Annotated in this window: 13 protein-coding genes; 4 read left to right on the top strand and 9 right to left on the bottom strand. The window is 60.8% G+C overall.

The window, feature by feature from the left end; translation table 11 throughout:
• Positions 1–104: 104 nt before the first annotated feature.
• Positions 105–356, bottom strand: coding sequence for a hypothetical protein (locus AFIDRAFT_RS20210; RefSeq protein WP_009339127.1), 252 nt, complete (start codon positions 354–356; stop codon positions 105–107).
• Between the two features lie 594 nt (positions 357–950).
• On the opposite strand from AFIDRAFT_RS20210, the gene AFIDRAFT_RS09490 reads away from it, so the two are divergent.
• Complete coding sequence (locus tag AFIDRAFT_RS09490) at positions 951–3,107, top strand: tetratricopeptide repeat protein (RefSeq protein WP_009339125.1); 2,157 nt, start codon at positions 951–953, stop codon at positions 3,105–3,107.
• Positions 3,108–3,133: 26 nt separating this feature from the next.
• Here the strand turns inward: AFIDRAFT_RS09490 and AFIDRAFT_RS20345 are convergent, their stop codons facing one another.
• Positions 3,134–3,256: a hypothetical protein gene (locus AFIDRAFT_RS20345; protein ID WP_009339123.1), complete on the bottom strand. Its 123-nt coding sequence runs from the start codon at positions 3,254–3,256 to the stop codon at positions 3,134–3,136.
• A 100-nt stretch (positions 3,257–3,356) separates the two neighbouring features.
• Here AFIDRAFT_RS20345 and AFIDRAFT_RS09485 point away from each other — a divergent pair, with 100 nt between their 5' ends.
• Positions 3,357–3,713 carry a YbaN family protein gene (locus AFIDRAFT_RS09485; RefSeq protein WP_009339121.1) on the top strand — a complete coding sequence of 119 codons (357 nt, stop codon included), beginning with the start codon at positions 3,357–3,359 and terminating at the stop codon, positions 3,711–3,713.
• On the opposite strand, the gene AFIDRAFT_RS09480 is transcribed toward AFIDRAFT_RS09485, so the two are convergent.
• The 7 genes from AFIDRAFT_RS09480 to oxc form a co-directional block, all read right to left on the bottom strand.
• Entirely contained in the window at positions 3,714–4,451 is a 738-nt protein-coding gene (locus tag AFIDRAFT_RS09480; protein WP_009339119.1) for an ABC transporter ATP-binding protein, read from the bottom strand. It abuts the gene before it with no gap.
• Positions 4,448–5,182: an ABC transporter ATP-binding protein gene (locus tag AFIDRAFT_RS09475; RefSeq protein ID WP_009339116.1), complete on the bottom strand. Its 735-nt coding sequence runs from the start codon at positions 5,180–5,182 to the stop codon at positions 4,448–4,450. Before AFIDRAFT_RS09475 ends, AFIDRAFT_RS09480 begins: the two co-directional genes overlap by 4 nt.
• Complete coding sequence (locus AFIDRAFT_RS09470; RefSeq protein ID WP_009339113.1) at positions 5,179–6,126, bottom strand: branched-chain amino acid ABC transporter permease; 948 nt, start codon at positions 6,124–6,126, stop codon at positions 5,179–5,181. Before AFIDRAFT_RS09470 ends, AFIDRAFT_RS09475 begins: the two co-directional genes overlap by 4 nt.
• Complete coding sequence (locus AFIDRAFT_RS09465; RefSeq protein ID WP_009339112.1) at positions 6,123–6,986, bottom strand: branched-chain amino acid ABC transporter permease; 864 nt, start codon at positions 6,984–6,986, stop codon at positions 6,123–6,125. The genes AFIDRAFT_RS09470 and AFIDRAFT_RS09465 overlap by 4 nt, the downstream gene beginning before the upstream one ends.
• Before the next feature lie 48 nt (positions 6,987–7,034).
• The gene (locus AFIDRAFT_RS09460; protein ID WP_245258155.1) at positions 7,035–8,252 is read right to left on the bottom strand and encodes an amino acid ABC transporter substrate-binding protein; all 1,218 of its coding nucleotides are present in this window, start codon (positions 8,250–8,252) and stop codon (positions 7,035–7,037) included.
• A gap of 248 nt (positions 8,253–8,500) precedes the next feature.
• Positions 8,501–9,775, bottom strand: coding sequence for a formyl-CoA transferase (gene frc / locus AFIDRAFT_RS09455; RefSeq protein ID WP_009339109.1), 1,275 nt, complete (start codon positions 9,773–9,775; stop codon positions 8,501–8,503).
• Between the two features lie 76 nt (positions 9,776–9,851).
• Positions 9,852–11,591 carry an oxalyl-CoA decarboxylase gene (oxc, locus tag AFIDRAFT_RS09450; protein WP_009339107.1) on the bottom strand — a complete coding sequence of 580 codons (1,740 nt, stop codon included), beginning with the start codon at positions 11,589–11,591 and terminating at the stop codon, positions 9,852–9,854.
• A 657-nt stretch (positions 11,592–12,248) separates the two neighbouring features.
• On the opposite strand from oxc, the gene oxlT reads away from it, so the two are divergent.
• The gene (oxlT, locus tag AFIDRAFT_RS09445) at positions 12,249–13,553 is read left to right on the top strand and encodes an oxalate/formate MFS antiporter (RefSeq protein ID WP_009339105.1); all 1,305 of its coding nucleotides are present in this window, start codon (positions 12,249–12,251) and stop codon (positions 13,551–13,553) included.
• A 324-nt stretch (positions 13,554–13,877) separates the two neighbouring features.
• Positions 13,878–16,010, top strand: coding sequence for an acetate--CoA ligase family protein (locus AFIDRAFT_RS09440; protein ID WP_009339103.1), 2,133 nt, complete (start codon positions 13,878–13,880; stop codon positions 16,008–16,010).
• Positions 16,011–16,014 lie beyond the last annotated feature (4 nt).

The raw sequence follows: 16,014 nt of genomic DNA, 5'->3' as shown, positions 1-16,014 counted from the left end.
CTCATGTCACCAACCTCCGGGAAATGAACGACAACAAATGATGACTAATGCAGGCATGTGCACTCGCGCATCCACAACTCGGTGCAAGCGGTTGAAAACCCGGATCAGCGTCGGCCGGCGCGATTGACAGGGCCGCCGCGGTTCATCGGCGTTCCCCGCACTCTTGCGCCGGGTCTCACTACAGCACGCGCGACAGGACGCGGCCGCAGCACGACGCCAGGTCTGACGATGCAGCCAACGGGATATTCAACATACTGGCAGTATACCACCGCGCTTGCTCTTTCGGGCCTTGCAGCAACGAAGCCGGCGACGAGCCCCGTCGTCAGCAGCGCCGATATTGCAATCGATAGCTTCATCCCGGCGTCCTCCGTTGTTCTAGTTTCCAGAATGTCGAGATCGAGCGATATGTATATTGACGCAGATCAAGCCCCGTATGCAGGTGATTACCGCGCAATACTGCTTGAGGTTAGCCGGACGCTGCGACGGTCTTACCTTGATTGACTCGGTGGGAGGGTTGCGTGCAGACCACGTGCCTACCACTTGACACAATGCCGAGGCAGTCGATGCTGGATGCCGGATGCAGTGGTGTCGACGAAGGATTGCGTGATCGCGGTTGAGCAGCAGGGCTGAAGGGCAGTCGTTTGGCACACAAGCGGAGCAAATCAGCTAGCAAGACACCGAAGGCCTTCGCGCCTTTGCCGGTTTCGTCGCTGCTAAATCTAAAGCCAGACCGGCAGGCCATCCTGCCGAGGCGCGCCGTCTGGATAGCGATAGCAGTCGCAGCGGCCGCCGTCTTCGCTTTCGGTGTTGCCTTCCAGTTTCTCAATCATAGCGGAACGACATCGAAAGCCCAAAGCCCATCCATCGCCAGCTTCGTCGGAAGCGAAACCTGCGCAGGTTGCCACCAGGCCGAAGCCAAATTATGGAACGCCTCGCAGCACAAGGCCGCGATGCAGCACGCCACCGACCGGACCGTGCTCGGCAATTTCAACGACGCGAGCTTCGACTATTACGGCGTGCATTCCCGCTTCTTTCGCAAGGGCGGCAAATTTCTGGTCGAGACCGACGGCGCCGACGGTAAGCTTGCCGTGTTCGAAGTGAAATATACGTTCGGCATCGATCCGCTGCAGCAATATCTGATCGAGTTTCCCGACGGCCGCCTGCAGGCGTTGCCGCTCGCCTGGGACTCGAGGCCGCAGGACAGGGGTGGCCAGCGCTGGTTTCACCTTTCACCCAACGAAGAGATCAAACATGACGATATCCTGCACTGGACCAAGCTGAACCAGAACTGGAATTTCATGTGTGCCGAGTGCCACTCGACCGGCCTGCGCAAGAACTACGACGCGGCCAAAGATCGCTTCACCACCACATGGGCGGAAATCAGTGTCGGCTGCGAAGCCTGTCATGGGCAGGGCTCGCGCCATACCGCCTGGGCGCGCGATCAACGGAACTGGTGGCCGTTTGGCAAGCGCGAGGATTCCAGCAAGGGATTGCTGGTGCGGTTTGACGAACATCAAGGCGTCACCTGGCCGATAGACCCACAGACCGGAAGCGCCCAACGCTCCGCAGGGCCGCCAACGCTGCGCAAAGAAGTTGAGACTTGCGGGCTCTGCCACGCGCGCCGCGCCGGTTTCCTTGAAAACTGGATACCCGGACAATCGTTGTCGCAGACCCATGTGGTCGAAGCGTTGGCGCGCATCACATATCATGCCGACGGCCAGATCCGCGATGTCGAGGAACCGTACAATTACACGCCGTTCAAGCAAGGCAGGATGTTTGCCGCCGGTGTCACCTGCAGCGATTGTCACGAGCCGCACAGCGCGAAGCTTCGCATCTCCGGCGAAGGCGTCTGCCTGCAGTGCCATGCCTCCGACAAATACGCCGATGTGAAGCATCGCCAGCATGCGACCGTCGACCCGGCGCCGACCTGCATCTCGTGCCACATGCCAGCCCGGACCTATATGGTGGTCGATATCAGGCATGATCACGCCTTCAGGATTCCACGTCCCGATCTGTCCGTCACGTTGGGAACGCCGAACGCATGCAACGACTGTCATCACGACAAGTCACCGCAATGGTCCGCCGCAGCAGTCGAGCGATGGTTCGGTCCAATCCGAAAGGGCTTCCAAGGTTACGCACCGGCATTCCATGCCGCCCGCACCGACCAGGCCGATGCCGCCGCGCTGCTGTCCGTCCTTGCTGCGGATCATAAGGTGCCTGCTGTGGTCCGCGCCAGCGCACTCGACGAACTTGCATCGCGCGTGACGGCGGCCAATGTCGCGACGGCCCGCACTGCGCTTGCCGATCCCGATCCGATGGTTCGGATTGGCGCCCTCGACATGTTGGAAAATGTGCCCGCCGGTCAGCTCTGGTACCTTGTGTCCCCGCTGTTGTCCGATCCCGTTCGCGGCGTCCGCATCAGGGCGGCCTCGCTGCTGGCGGCCGTACCGACCGCGGACCAGCCAGCACAGGACCGCACGACCTTTGATCGGGCGGCGACCGAGTTCATCGCCGCCCAGCGCGCCAACGCGGAGCGACCGGAATCCCGTACCACGCTCGGAAATTTCCTCGCGCAGCGTGGACAATTGCAGGAGGCCGAGGCCGAATACAGGGCCGCCCTCAGGCTCAGTCCGCAATATGCTACGGCGGCGATTAACCTCGCCGATCTTTATCGGCAACGCGGCCGGGACAGCGAGGGCGAAATTGTCCTGCACGCTGCGCTTGTGAGTTCACCGCGCGACGCGGCCCTGCATCAGGCGCTGGGCCTAACACTGATAAGACTCAAACGGCCGGAGGGCGCGCTAACCGAATTGCATCAAGCCACAGAACTGGAGCCGTATCAGCCGCGCTACGCCTACGTTTATGCTGTCGCGCTGCATTCCAGCGGCCAGTACGAGGAAGCCATGACCGTTTTGAAGAACGCCCTGCACAACCATCCAAAGGATCGCGAGATTCTTCAGGCCCTCGTTTCGTTCAGCCGAGGGGCGGGAGATGCCGCAGCTGCGCTCAGCTACGCGAAAAAGCTCGCGACTGTCGGGCCACCTGACCAGGATCTAGCTACGCTGATTCAAGAACTTCGTCGATCTACCCAGCCGCGCGCGCCATAAACTGGCTGGTTCCGGGTTGCCTCGCGCTATTTGTCTCCGAGCCACACCGGCGCGACCGATCCCTTTGGCGCAGCCACCAGCAACAACTCGACCGGCCCGTTGCCCGTGCGCGCGAAGTGTTTCGGATCGGTATCGCGGAAAACCACCATTCCGCCCGGCTCAAAGCTGACGCCTTTGAAAAAGCATCCGCCCTATGGCAGCCTGACGGTCCAATCACTTCGCAAGGACCATTGGCACGGTCGCCATTGCATGCGTCACATCTATCTCGTTCTCGGTATCGGATGCTTGGCACTCGGCTTCATTGGCGCGTTCCTGCCAGTGCTGCCGACGACGCCATTCCTCATTCTCGCCGCGGCTTGCTTCGCCCGTTCGTCACCGCGGCTTGAAAACTGGCTTCTCTCACACCGCCAATTCGGGCCAATGTTACGGGCATGGCGCGAACGTGGCGCAATTCCCCGCAAGGCGAAACTGATGGCGTTCGCCGGCATGAGTATCGGATTCATCGCATTCTGGATGGGCAGCAACCCCGGCCCGCTGTTGATAGCGGGCGTCGGGATCATCATGCTGTCGGGCCTTGCCTACGTGTTCAGCAGGCCCTCTGCGTAATCAAAGCCCGAGATAGGCCTTGCGCACCTGCGGATCGTCGATCAGGTCCTTGGCCGATCCGCTATGGACGATGCGGCCCGTCTCCATGACATAGCCGCGATCCGCACCCGACAGGGCCAGATGGATGTCCTGCTCGACGAGCAGCACGGTCACGCCATCGTTGCGGATCGAGGCCAGCACCTCCATCAACTGCTCGGCGATCACCGGCGCGAGGCCGAGGCTCATTTCATCGATCATCAAAAGCTTCGGCGCCGCCATCAGGCCGCGCGCCATGGCGCACATCTGCTGCTCGCCGCCGGACATGCTGCCCGCGAGCTGACGCCGGCGCTCCGACAGTTTCGGAAACAGCGTGTACATCTTGTCGAGGTCGCGCGTGACCCCCGCCTTGTCCCTACGCTGGAACGCGCCCATCAAGAGATTGTCCTGCACCGTCATGCGGTCGAACAACTGCCGCCCTTCCGGCACCTGCACGAGGCCGACAGCAAACGCTTGATCCGAGGTCATCGGCACGAGATTCTTGCCGTCGAGAATGATCTCGCCCGTACAGGCAAGGACGCGCGACAGCGCGCGCAACAGCGTGGTCTTGCCGGCGCCGTTACTGCCGACCAGTGCCACGATCTCCGCCGGATAAACATCGAGCGACACATCGTTGAGCACCGGCATGCCGCCATAGCCGCCGCTGACGCCGCGCACGCTCAGCATCACGTCTTTCTTGTCCGCAACCGCCGCCATCGTCATGCGCGCCTCTTGCCGAGATAGGCTTCGACAACAGCCTGATTGGAAAGAACGGTGTCCGGATCGCCGTCGGCAATCTTCTCACCGTGATGCAGCACCATGAGCCGGTCGGACAGGCTTTTGATCGCCTTGATGACGTGCTCGATCACGAGAATGCTGATGCCCTCGTCGCGCACCTTGCGGATGACGTCGATCACCTCGTCGATCTCGACGTGGTTGAGACCCGCCATCACCTCGTCGCACAACAGCACTTTCGGCTGCATCGCCAGCGCCTTCGCGAGTTCCAGCCGCTTGCGGCCCGGTCCGCCGAGTTCATCGGCGCGCTGATCGACGAACGCGCCGAGGCCGACGAAATCAAGCTGCGCGCGCGCCATCTCGCGCGCCCGCGACAATTGCGATTCACCACCGCCATGGCCGAACAACGCGCCAACCGCGACGTTGTCGAGCACCGACAGGCCGGGAAACGGCCGCATGATCTGGAAGGTGCGGCCGATGCCGAGGCGCGCACGTTGATACGTCTGCAGCGGATTGATCGATTTGCCTTCGAACAGAATGTCGCCGGAGGTCGGCGCGACCGTACCGCTGATCAGGCTGATCAGCGTGGTCTTGCCCGCGCCGTTCGGGCCGATGATCCCGAGGATCTCCTTCGGCTGCAGCGAAAAGCTGACGTTGTTGACGGCAATCAGGCCGGCAAACCGCCGCGTGACGTTCTGAACATCGAGTATAGCGCTCACAGCCGGGTCGCCTTGATGTTTTCGGAGAAGTAACGCCAGCCCGTCTTGCGGAACTGGCGGATGATGTCTGCGAGGCCGCGCGGCATCAGCACTACCGCCGCGACCACCACGACGCCGAAGAACAGGCCCGCGATGCTGGTGACTTCGCTGGACAGGACTTCGGAGATCGCGGACAGCGACAGCGCACCGACAATCGGGCCGAGAACGGTGCCGGGGCCGCCGAACACCGCCATGATGATCATCTTGACGTTGAGGCTGATATCGAAGGCGCTTTCGGGATCGATGAATGTCACCCAGTAGGCATGAATGCCGCCCGCCAGCGCGCTGAACACACCCGACAGTGCGAACGCCATCACCTTGTAGAGCGTCGTGTTGACGCCCATCACCTTGGCGCCCTCTTCGTTCTCGCGGATGGCGATCAGGCCGAAACCGAACTTGCTGCGCGACAGCCACCAGATCGTCAGCGTCACCGCCACGAGCAAGGCCAGAGCCAGTTCATAGAACAGCATGTCGTTGTTCAGCGGCGGCAGCACAAGACCGATGTTCTGGCCCGCCAGCTTCACGTTGGAGACGATGGCCGCCATGACCTGCGCCAGCGCCAGCGTCGCGATCGCGAAGTAATGGCCCTTCAGCCGCAATACCGGAAGGCCGAGCAGGATCGCGAACACGACCGACAGCAACACGCCAAAGGCAAGACCAACGCCAAACGGCAGATCCCACTGCACCATGGCGATGCCAACGCCGTAGCTGCCAAGGCCGTAAAACGCCGAATTGCCGAACGAAGCGTAGCCGGTATAGCCGCCGATGATGTTCCAGCCTTGCGCCAGCACGGCCAGCAACAGCGCGTTGATACCGAACTGCACCAGCACGTCAGAGCCGAACCACGGCACCGCGATCAGAACGGCCAGTGCGATCAGGATAAGGAGGAGGCGAAGCGCTTTCATGCTGTTTTTCCAAGCAGGCCGCTGGGCCGCACGATCAACACCAGCACCAGAACGCCGAAGCTCGCCACGTCAGCAAAGGTCGCGCCGATATAGAGTACCGCAAGCGATTCAATGATGCCGAGGAACAGGCCACCGACGATGACGCCGAGCGGATTGTCGAGGCCGCCGATAATGGCGATTGCGAACGATTTGGCTGTCAGCGTCGCGCCGATATACGGATTGATCTGCGAGACGGTGCCATAAAGGCCGCCCGCGGCACCGGCAAGACCGATGCCGATGCCGAAGGTCATCGCGTAAAGATGGCGCGGCTCGACGCCGTAAAGACGCGCGGCGACGAGGTTCTGCGCGGTCGCCCGGATCGCGCGGCCAAGCCGCGTATGCAGAAGAAACAGCCACATCGCGAGCGTCAACACGATGGCGATGCCGAACGCCAGAAGCCGGGCCAGCGGCAGCACCACGGTGCCGATCTGGATGCTGTTACCAGCATAGGACGGATTGATGGTGCGGAAGTCGGCGGAGAATGCGAGCTGCGCCAGATAGGTCAGCACCACTTCCAACCCGAACGTGATGAGCAGCGTGTTGAACATCGGTGCCTTGACGACGAGGTTCAGAAGCCCCCGCTGCATCGCGTAGCCAACCGCGAACATCACCACCGCCGTAATCGGCAATCCGAGGAAGGGATCAATGCCGAGATACGTATAGAGATGCCATGACAAATAGGCGCCGAGCATGATGAATGCTCCGTGCGCCAGATTGACGATATTGAGCACGCCCCAAACCAATGCCAGGCCCAAGGCCATAACGGCGTACAGCCCTCCGAGCAGTACGCCGTTAATCAGGATTTGTAGCAGCAGATCCAAGGTAGCCCCTCCCCTTCAGCCTCAGAACAGCGACGCTAAGCCCAGGGCCTAGCGCGCATTCCAGGCCGGCATCGGGTACTTAGCGGGGTTGATCGCCCCCTTGGTGCCATGGATCGCAACCAGCTTGTCGCCCTGCACCTGGATCACGGTCTGCGGCAGATCGATCTGGCCGTTTGCGCCAAACGCGATCGGACCATAGATGCTGTCGAACTTCACCTTGGCGAGCGCATCGCGAACCTTCGCAGGATCGGTCGAACCGACATCCTCGATCGCCTGAACCAGCGCCTCGACGTCGGCGGCACCGGAAGCGGCGTGATAGTCCGGCTCATAGTTGAACTTGGTCTTGTACTCAGCCTCGAACTTCGCCGCGTCACCGAACCAGCGGTCCTTCAGATCAGCCGAAGGCAGCCAGGCCGTCATGCCGAAAGCGTAGTCGGCATCCTTGCCGAGTGCCTTGCGGAAATCCTCGCTCGGAACGCCGACCGTGAACGAATACATCTTCGGCGCAACCGTCAGGCTCTTGGCCTGGCGAACGAAGTTGAGAATTTCAGTCTCGTGACCCGCGACCAGCACCGCGTCGACGTTCTTGCTGCGGATCTGCGACAACAGCGAGTTGAAGTCGGTCGCGTTGGTGCTGTAGCGCTCGTCCATCACGATGTCGAAACCCGCCGCCTTCAGCTTCGGCCGGGTGCCGTCACCCACCGACACGTCGAAGGAATCATCGGCGTACAGCAACGCCACTGACTTCGGCGCAGGCTTCAGACCCTTCATCATCTCGATGGTGGAACCGAAGTAGTTGCTGGCGGGCGCCAGCGTGCCGAAGATATACTTGAATTTACGGGCGAAGATCTGGTCCGAAGCGCCACCGCCCTGCACCATCGGAATCTTGTACTTTTCCGAGACGGCGGAGTCGGCCAGCGCGAAGTTGCTGGCGAACGGCCCGAGCAGGAAATCAACCTTGTCCTGCGAAACGAGCTGGGTGTACTGCCGCACGCTCAAATTCACATCGGACTGGTTGTCATAAATCTTCAGAACGACCTTGCGCTTTTCGTTGCCGACCTTCACGCCGCCGGCTGCATTGATCTTCTCGATCGCAAGCTCATAGGCGTCGCGATAGTAGCGGCCGGTGTTGGCGACCGGGCCGGTCAACTGCACAGACGCGCCGAAAACAATGTCCTTTGCCACCGCCGGATTGGCGGCAAATGCCAGTACGGCCGCAGAAGCCGCCGCAATCAAAGTCTTTTTGGAGATCAATTCGTTCGACATGGCCATCACCCGCTCTCTCTCACGAAAATTAGACATCGCTTGATAAGGCTGCGACAGAAAAACGCAACCGTTGCGGCTTGCCACTATCGTTTAAAGATGCATCGCAATTGCTGCGTCACGGAATATCGAGTGCGGAAAATCGCACAGTCACGTTGCATCGCAACGCGAGGAAATCAGAAGTCATGCAGAAATAAAAAAAAGGCCGGGGCTTAGCCCCGGCCAGGTCATCCTCGGGGGAGAGACCTTAATTACTCAGCGGCGAGCGGAACTTCGCCGAGCGCGCCGGACGAGCGGATATCGCCGATCTGGCTCTCGGAAAACTTCAGAACGTCGCGCAGGATTTCGTCGGTGTGCTCACCCAGCAGCGGCGAACGGACGACTTCCGCCGGGCTGTCGGACAGCTTGATCGGATTGCCGACCGAGATGTACTTGCCACGGGTCGGGTGATCGACCTCGACGAGAGTGCCGGTCGCATACAACGACTTGTCCTCGGAGATTTCCTTCATCGACAGGATCGGGCCGCACGGAATGTCGACCTTGTTGAGGATGTCCATGCACTCGAACTTGGTCTTGGTCATGGTCCACTGTTCGATGCGTCCGAAGATCTCGTTCAGGCGCGGCAGACGAGCGGCCGGCTTGGCGTAGTTCGGGTCGGTCTTCCAGGTCGGCTCGCCGATCACATCGCAGATCTTCTCCCAGACCGGAGCCTGGGTGATGAAGTAGAGGTAGGCGTTCGGGTCGGTTTCCCAGCCCTTGCACTTCAGGATGCGGCCCGGCTGGCCACCACCGGAATCGTTGCCAGCGCGCGGGGTCGCATCGCCGAATGGGATGCCTTCGCCGAACTGGCTGTATTCCTTGAGCGGGCCGTGAGCGAGGCGCTGCTGGTCGCGCAGCTTGACGCGGCAAAGGTTGAGCACGCTGTCCTGCATCGCGACGGTGACGCGCTGGCCCTTGCCCGAATGGGTGCGGTGATAAAGCGCGGTGACGATGCCGAGGGCGAGATGCAGGCCGGTGCCGCTGTCGCCGATCTGGGCGCCGGTCACGAGCGGCAGTCCATCACGGAAGCCCGTGGTCGAAGCCGAACCGCCGGTGCACTGCGCGACGTTTTCGTAAACTTTGCAGTCCTCGAACGGACCGGGGCCGAAGCCCTTGATCGAAGCGACGATCAGCTTCGGGTTGATCTTCTGGATGTTCTCCCAGGAGAAGCCCATGCGATCCAGCACGCCGGGAGCGAAGTTCTCGACCATGACATCGCAGCTCTTCATGAGCGCGGTCAGGACTTCCTTGCCCTTCGGGTTCTTCGCGTCGAGCGTGAGAGAGCGCTTGTTGTGGTTCAGCATCGTGAAGTAGAGGCTGTCCGCGTTCGGGACATCCTGAAGCTGACCGCGGGTAATGTCGCCGGTGCCGGGACGCTCAACCTTGATAACGTCCGCGCCGAACCACGCAAGCAACTGAGTACAAGTCGGTCCTGATTGAACGTGAGTAAAGTCCAGAATACGGACCCCGTTGAGCGCCTTCGTCATAGCTTCCTCCAGTTGATTCTTATTGGCCGTTGGTCCCGGCGCCACTCCCCGGAGGAAGCAGCGCCGGGGTTATCACTCATTTCTTCTTCACAACCACGCTCTGCGGGTTGAGGCTGCCGATGTTGCCGCTCTCGGTACCCGCCGCCGGATCGATCACCGCGTTGATGAGGGTCGGCTTGCCGGAATCCATCGCGGCGCTGACGGCACGCTTCAGTTCATCCGGCGTCGTCACATGAGCGCCGACACCACCGAACGCTTCCATCATCTTGTCGTAGCGAGCGTCCTTCACGAACACCATCGGCGCAACATCCGCCCCGCCCGTCGGATTGACGTCGGTGCCACGATAGATGCCATTGTTGTTGAAGATCACGACGCAGACCGGCAGGTTGTAGCGGCAGATCGTCTCCACCTCCATGCCGGAGAAACCGAAGGCACTGTCGCCCTCGACAGCGAGAACCGGCTTGCCGGTCTCGACTGCGGCCGCCACGGCGAAGCCCATGCCGATGCCCATGACACCCCAGGTGCCGACATCGAGACGCTTGCGCGGCTGATACATGTCGATAATGCCGCGTGCGAGGTCGAGCGTGTTGGCGCCTTCATTGACCAGGATCGCATCCGGCCGCGCCTTGATGACATCGCGCAACGCGCCGAGCGCGCTGTGGTAGTTCATCGGCGAAGCGTTGTTCATCAGCTTCGGAGCCATCTTGGCGATGTTGGCTTCCTTCTTGGCGTTGACGGCGCCGGTCCAGTCGGACGGTGCCTTCGCCCACTTGCTGTCGATACCACCGAGCAGCGCGGACACGCAGGAGCCGATATCGCCGACGAGAGGAGCAACGATCTCGACGTTCGAGTCCATTTCCTTCGGCTCGATGTCGATCTGGATGAACTTCTTCGGCGCGGAGCCCCAGCTCTTGCCCTTGCCGTGCGACAGGAGCCAGTTGAGGCGTGCGCCGATCAGCAGCACAACGTCCGAATCCTTCAGCACGGTCGAACGTGCGGCACCTGCCGACTGCGGATGCGTATCCGGCAGGATACCCTTCGCCATCGACATCGGCAGGAACGGAATGCCGGTCTTTTCGACCAGCTCACGGATCTTGTCGTCGACCTGGGCGTAGGAAGCGCCCTTGCCCAGAATGATCAGAGGACGCTTGGCACTCTTGAGAACGTCGAGCGCGCGCTTGACGGCGTGCGGCGCAGGAATCTGCTCCGGCGCGGGGTCGATAACCTTGACGAGCGACTTGTTGCCCTCTTCCGCGGTCATGACCTGCGAGAAGAACTTCGCCGGCAGGTCGAGATAGACGCCGCCAGGGCGGCCCGAGCATGCAGCGCGGATCGCGCGGGCGATACCGATGCCGACATCCTGCGCGTGCAGCACGCGGAAGGCCGCCTTGCAGAGCGGCTTGGCGATCGCCAGCTGATCCATTTCTTCGTAGTCGCCCTGCTGCAGGTCAACGATCTCGCGCTCGGACGAGCCGGAGATCAGGATCATCGGGAAACAGTTGGTGGTGGCGTTGGCCAGCGCGGTCAGACCGTTGAGGAAGCCGGGAGCCGAAACGGTGAGGCAGATGCCTGGCTTCTTGGTCAGATATCCGGCGATCGCGGCGGCGTTGCCGGCGTTCTGCTCGTGGCGGAACGAGATGACACGGATGCCCTCGCCCTGCGCCATGCGGCAAAGATCCGAAATCGGAATCCCCGGCACTGCATAAATCGTGTTGATATCGTTCAGCTTGAGCGCGTCGATGACGAGATGGAAGCCATCCGTCAATTCCTGCTCTGCCGCATTGGTATCAACGTTTGCTACTGCTGCTACTGACATCAGTACCCTCCCAGGGTTCATTCCGCTTCACGCGGTTTTCTATCGAGGTGACTAGCTCGCGAGGATCGAGCCGTTTGCGTGTTGATGGATCGTCGTACGTAAAATCATGGCTCAAGATGAGGTTTTACATCCGCTGCAGATCTATCTAGCCCGTGAACGTGTGGTCGGCTGCCATGTACCGCAACCAATCGTCACTGCCGAAGCGGTGAAGATATCGGCCGAGGCAGGCGGACTCCACTGATCGCCACAACCAGATTGCATCCGACAGACCGCATATGAAATGCGCCATCGTTGCTGGAAAAATTCATTGGCATACTAAATACCAACTGTCAACGAGGAAGCGTCACCATGCCCAATCCTTGCGACAGGCCAAATGTCGCGCGGCAAACATGTCTTCCGACATGCCGGGACTAGCAGAAATTTTGCGATGCAGAATCCACGAGGACTGCCCTTCGCGCCCCAGAAAAAAGGACGAGGAAATTTCTTCTGTAATTATAATGTGTAACGCGGACGTATTCGTCCAGATCTCAAGTTCGCATTTGCGAAAACGGCGAACAACAAGGCAGTTTTGAACACGACCCTCTTGCCTATTGGCATATCATATACCAAAATCACCCTACGCACTTCGACTAAAGAAGGTGCTTTGGGAGGAATGTTATGACAGAATCGGTAGGTAATGGCGCCACCCGTGTCAGTGACGGCTATCGCTGGACTCAGCTAGCGATCGGCGTCGGCTGCATGGTGATGATCGCGAATCTTCAGTACGGATGGACGTTCTTCGTCCCCGACATCCAAAAGCAGTTCGGCTGGGATCGCGCGTCGATCCAGTGGGCTTTCACACTTTTCGTCCTGTTCGAAACCTGGCTCGTGCCGGTTGAAGGCTGGATCGTCGACAAATACGGCCCGCGCCTCGTCATCATGATGGGCGGCGCCTTCTGCGCCATCGGCTGGGTTATCAATGCTTACGCAACGTCGCTGACCGGCTTCTACATCGGCCAGATCATCGCTGGCGTTGGCGCCGGTGCCGTGTACGGCACTTGCGTCGGTAACGCGCTGAAGTGGTTTCCGGACAAGCGCGGCCTTTGCGCGGGCATCACCGCTGCTGGTTTCGGCGCTGGCTCTGCCCTCACCGTCGCTCCCATTCAGGCGATGATCAAGAACGACGGCTTCCAGGCTGCGTTCTTCAACTTCGGCATCGGTCAGGGCGTGATCTGCATGATCCTCGCGATCTTCATCATGGCGCCGAAGCCCGGCCAGGCGCCGCAGCCTGTGGTGAACACCAACATCCAGCAGACTCGCCGCGACTACGGCCCGAGCGAAGTCGCCAAGACCGGCGTGTTCTGGCTGATGTATTTCATGTTCGTCATCGTCGGCGCAGGCGGCCTGCTCGTCACTGCCAACCTGAAGCCGATCGCTGCCGACTGGCATCTCACCAACATGCCTGTGACCCTGATGGGTCTGACAATGACCACCGTGACCTTCGCAGCGACAATCGACCGCGTGCTGAATGGCCTCACCCGCCCGGCCTTCGGCTGGGTCTCGGACAAGATCGGCCGCGAGAACACCATGTTCATCGCATTCGGCCTGGAAGGCCTCGGCATCGCGGCGCTTTACATGTGGGGCCACGATCCGGTGTGGTTCGTGATTCTCACCGGCACCGTGTTCTTTGCCTGGGGTGAAATTTACAGCCTATTCCCCGCTGCCTGCACCGACACCTTCGGTTCGAAGTTTGCAACCACCAACGCGGGTATGCTTTACACCGCGAAGGGCTTTGCGGCGCTTCTGGTGCCGTTCGGCAATTACATGCAGCAGGCCACGGGTAGCTGGGATGGCGTCTTCCTGCTTGCTGCAGGTGCGAACATCCTCGCCTCGCTGCTCGCCGTTGTGGTGTTGAAGCCCTGGCGCAAGTCTGTTGTTATGAACAGCCAGCTTCCAAACGCCGCAGGTCAGTTGGCCGCTTAAAACCCTATCAAAATCGGGCCCGCCGGAATTCCGGCGGGCTCCCGCCTTTGACAAATCCGATATCAAGCATGTCTAATATCCGGTATGCCACGCCTGATATTTGGAATGCCAAACGGGCAAAAGCATTTGAAAACGACCACGCCACCCGGCAAAAGCGGCGGCGAAAGAATTACAAGCCGATTGCTCTGACATGGCCGTAGCGGCCAGCGGATCAACCTCGGAAACCAATCTGAACGGACGGCAACGTCCCGTTCGATACAAGAAGCAACGCCGGTAGCCACCGGCAGACGCGACGATCAACGTTGAAAACATCGGAGTTCACTTATGGCAATCGACAAAGCATCCGTCCGCAAGGTTCTTGACAAGGTCAAGGCCGACGGTCGCAACAGCTTGACTGCGCCGGAAGGCAAACTGGTTTGTGACGCCTATGGAATCGCCGTCCCCGGCGAAGGTCTGGCGAAGTCCGCTGACGAAGCGACCAAGCTCGCAGGCGGCATGGGTTATCCGGTGGTGATGAAGATCGTCTCCCCCGACATTCTGCACAAGACCGAAGCCGGCGGTGTCGTGGTCGGCGTCAAGGACGACGCGGCTGCGAAGGCTGCCTACGACCAGATTCTGGCGAACGCCAAGAAGTACAAGGCCGACGCGAAGATCGAGGGCATCCAGGTTCAGCAGATGCTGACCGGCGGCACCGAAGTCATCATCGGTTCGATCACCGACGATTCGTTCGGCAAGCTCGTGGCCTTCGGCCTCGGCGGCGTTCTCGTCGAAGTGCTCAAGGACATCACCTTCCGCATGGCGCCCGCAACCAAGGAAGATGCGCTGTCGATGCTCGACGGCATTCAGGCCAAGGAAATGCTGCACGGCGTTCGCGGCGGCGATGCCGTGAACCGTGACGCGCTGGCCAACATCATCGTCGGCGTCTCGCAGCTCGTGACCGACTTCCCCGAAATCGTCGAGCTCGACCTCAACCCGGTGTTCGCCACCAAGAAGGACGCGATTGCCGCCGACGTGCGCATCGTCGTCGACTTCAACTACAAGCCGAAGCCGGCTCCGCGTCCGGATTCGGAAATCGTCACGGCGATGAACCGCATCATGATGCCGAAGTCGGTTGCGGTCATCGGCGCTTCTGCCGAAGACGGCAAGATCGGCAACTCCGTGATGAAGAACCTCATCAACGGCGGCTACAAGGGCAACATCTATCCGGTGCACCCGAAGGCCGCCGACATCCTCGGCCACAAGGCCTACAAGAGCGTCAAGGACATTCCCGGCGAAGTCGACGTCGCGGTGTTCGCGATCCCGGCGAAGTTCGTTGCCGGCGCTCTGAAGGAGTGCGGCGAGAAGAAGATCCCCGGCGCCGTTCTCATTCCGTCGGGCTTCGCCGAAGCCAACGAGCCTGAGCTTCAGGAAGAGATCGTCAAGATCGGCAAGCAGTACGACATCCGCCTGATGGGGCCGAACATTTACGGCTTCTACTACACCCCGGCCAACCTCTGCGCGACCTTCTGCACCGCGTTCGACGTCAAGGGTTCGGCGGCGCTGTCGTCGCAGTCCGGCGGCATCGGCATGGCGATCATCGGCTTCTCGCGTTCAGCCAAGATGGGTGTCTCCGCGATCGTCGGTCTCGGCAACAAGTCGGACATCGACGAGGACGATCTGCTCGCCTTCTTCGAGCAGGACAAGAACACCAACGTCATCGCGATGCATTGCGAAGACCTGAAGGACGGCCGCGCTTTCGCGAATGCCGCCCGGCGCGTGTCCAAGAAGAAGCCGGTTATCGTGCTAAAGGGTGGCCGCACCTCCGCGGGCGCCAAGGCCGCGGCGTCGCACACCGGCGCCCTCGCCGGCAACGACAAGATCTACGAGGATGTCTTCAAGCAGGCTGGCGTGATCCGCGCCCGCTCGCTGCGCCAGCTCCTCGAGTTCGCACGCGGCGTTCCGTTGCTGCCGACCCCGAAGGGCGAAAACGTCCTGATCATCACGGGTGCCGGTGGTTCGGGCGTGCTGCTGTCGGACGCGGTGGTCGATAACGGCCTCTCGCTGATGACCATGCCTGCCGATCTCGACGCGGCGTTCCGCAAGTTCATCCCGCCGTTCGGTGCGTCCGGTAACCCGGTCGACATCACCGGTGGCGAGCCGCCGATCACCTACGTCAACACCGTGAAGCTCGGCCTCACCGACGATCGCATCCACTCGCTGATCCTCGGCTACTGGCACACGATCGTGACGCCGCCGATGGTGTTCGCGAAGAACATGGTGCAGATCAAGAACGAGATGAAGGCCCAAGGCTTCGAGAAGCCGATGGTCGCATCTCTGGCAGGCGACGTCGAAGTCGAGGAAGCCTCCGAATACCTCTACCAGAATGGCATCCCTGCCTACGCGTACTCGACGGAGCTTCCGGTGGAAGTGCTCGGTGCGAAGTACAAGTGGGCGCGCGGCGCCGGTCTCATCAAGTAAGGGT

Source organism: Afipia sp. 1NLS2 (assembly GCF_000178995.1).
In the GTDB taxonomy this organism is placed as follows: Bacteria; Pseudomonadota; Alphaproteobacteria; order Rhizobiales; family Xanthobacteraceae; genus Afipia.
Note: the sequence above shows the minus strand (reverse complement) of the source record. Positions and strands in the feature narration are given on the sequence as shown.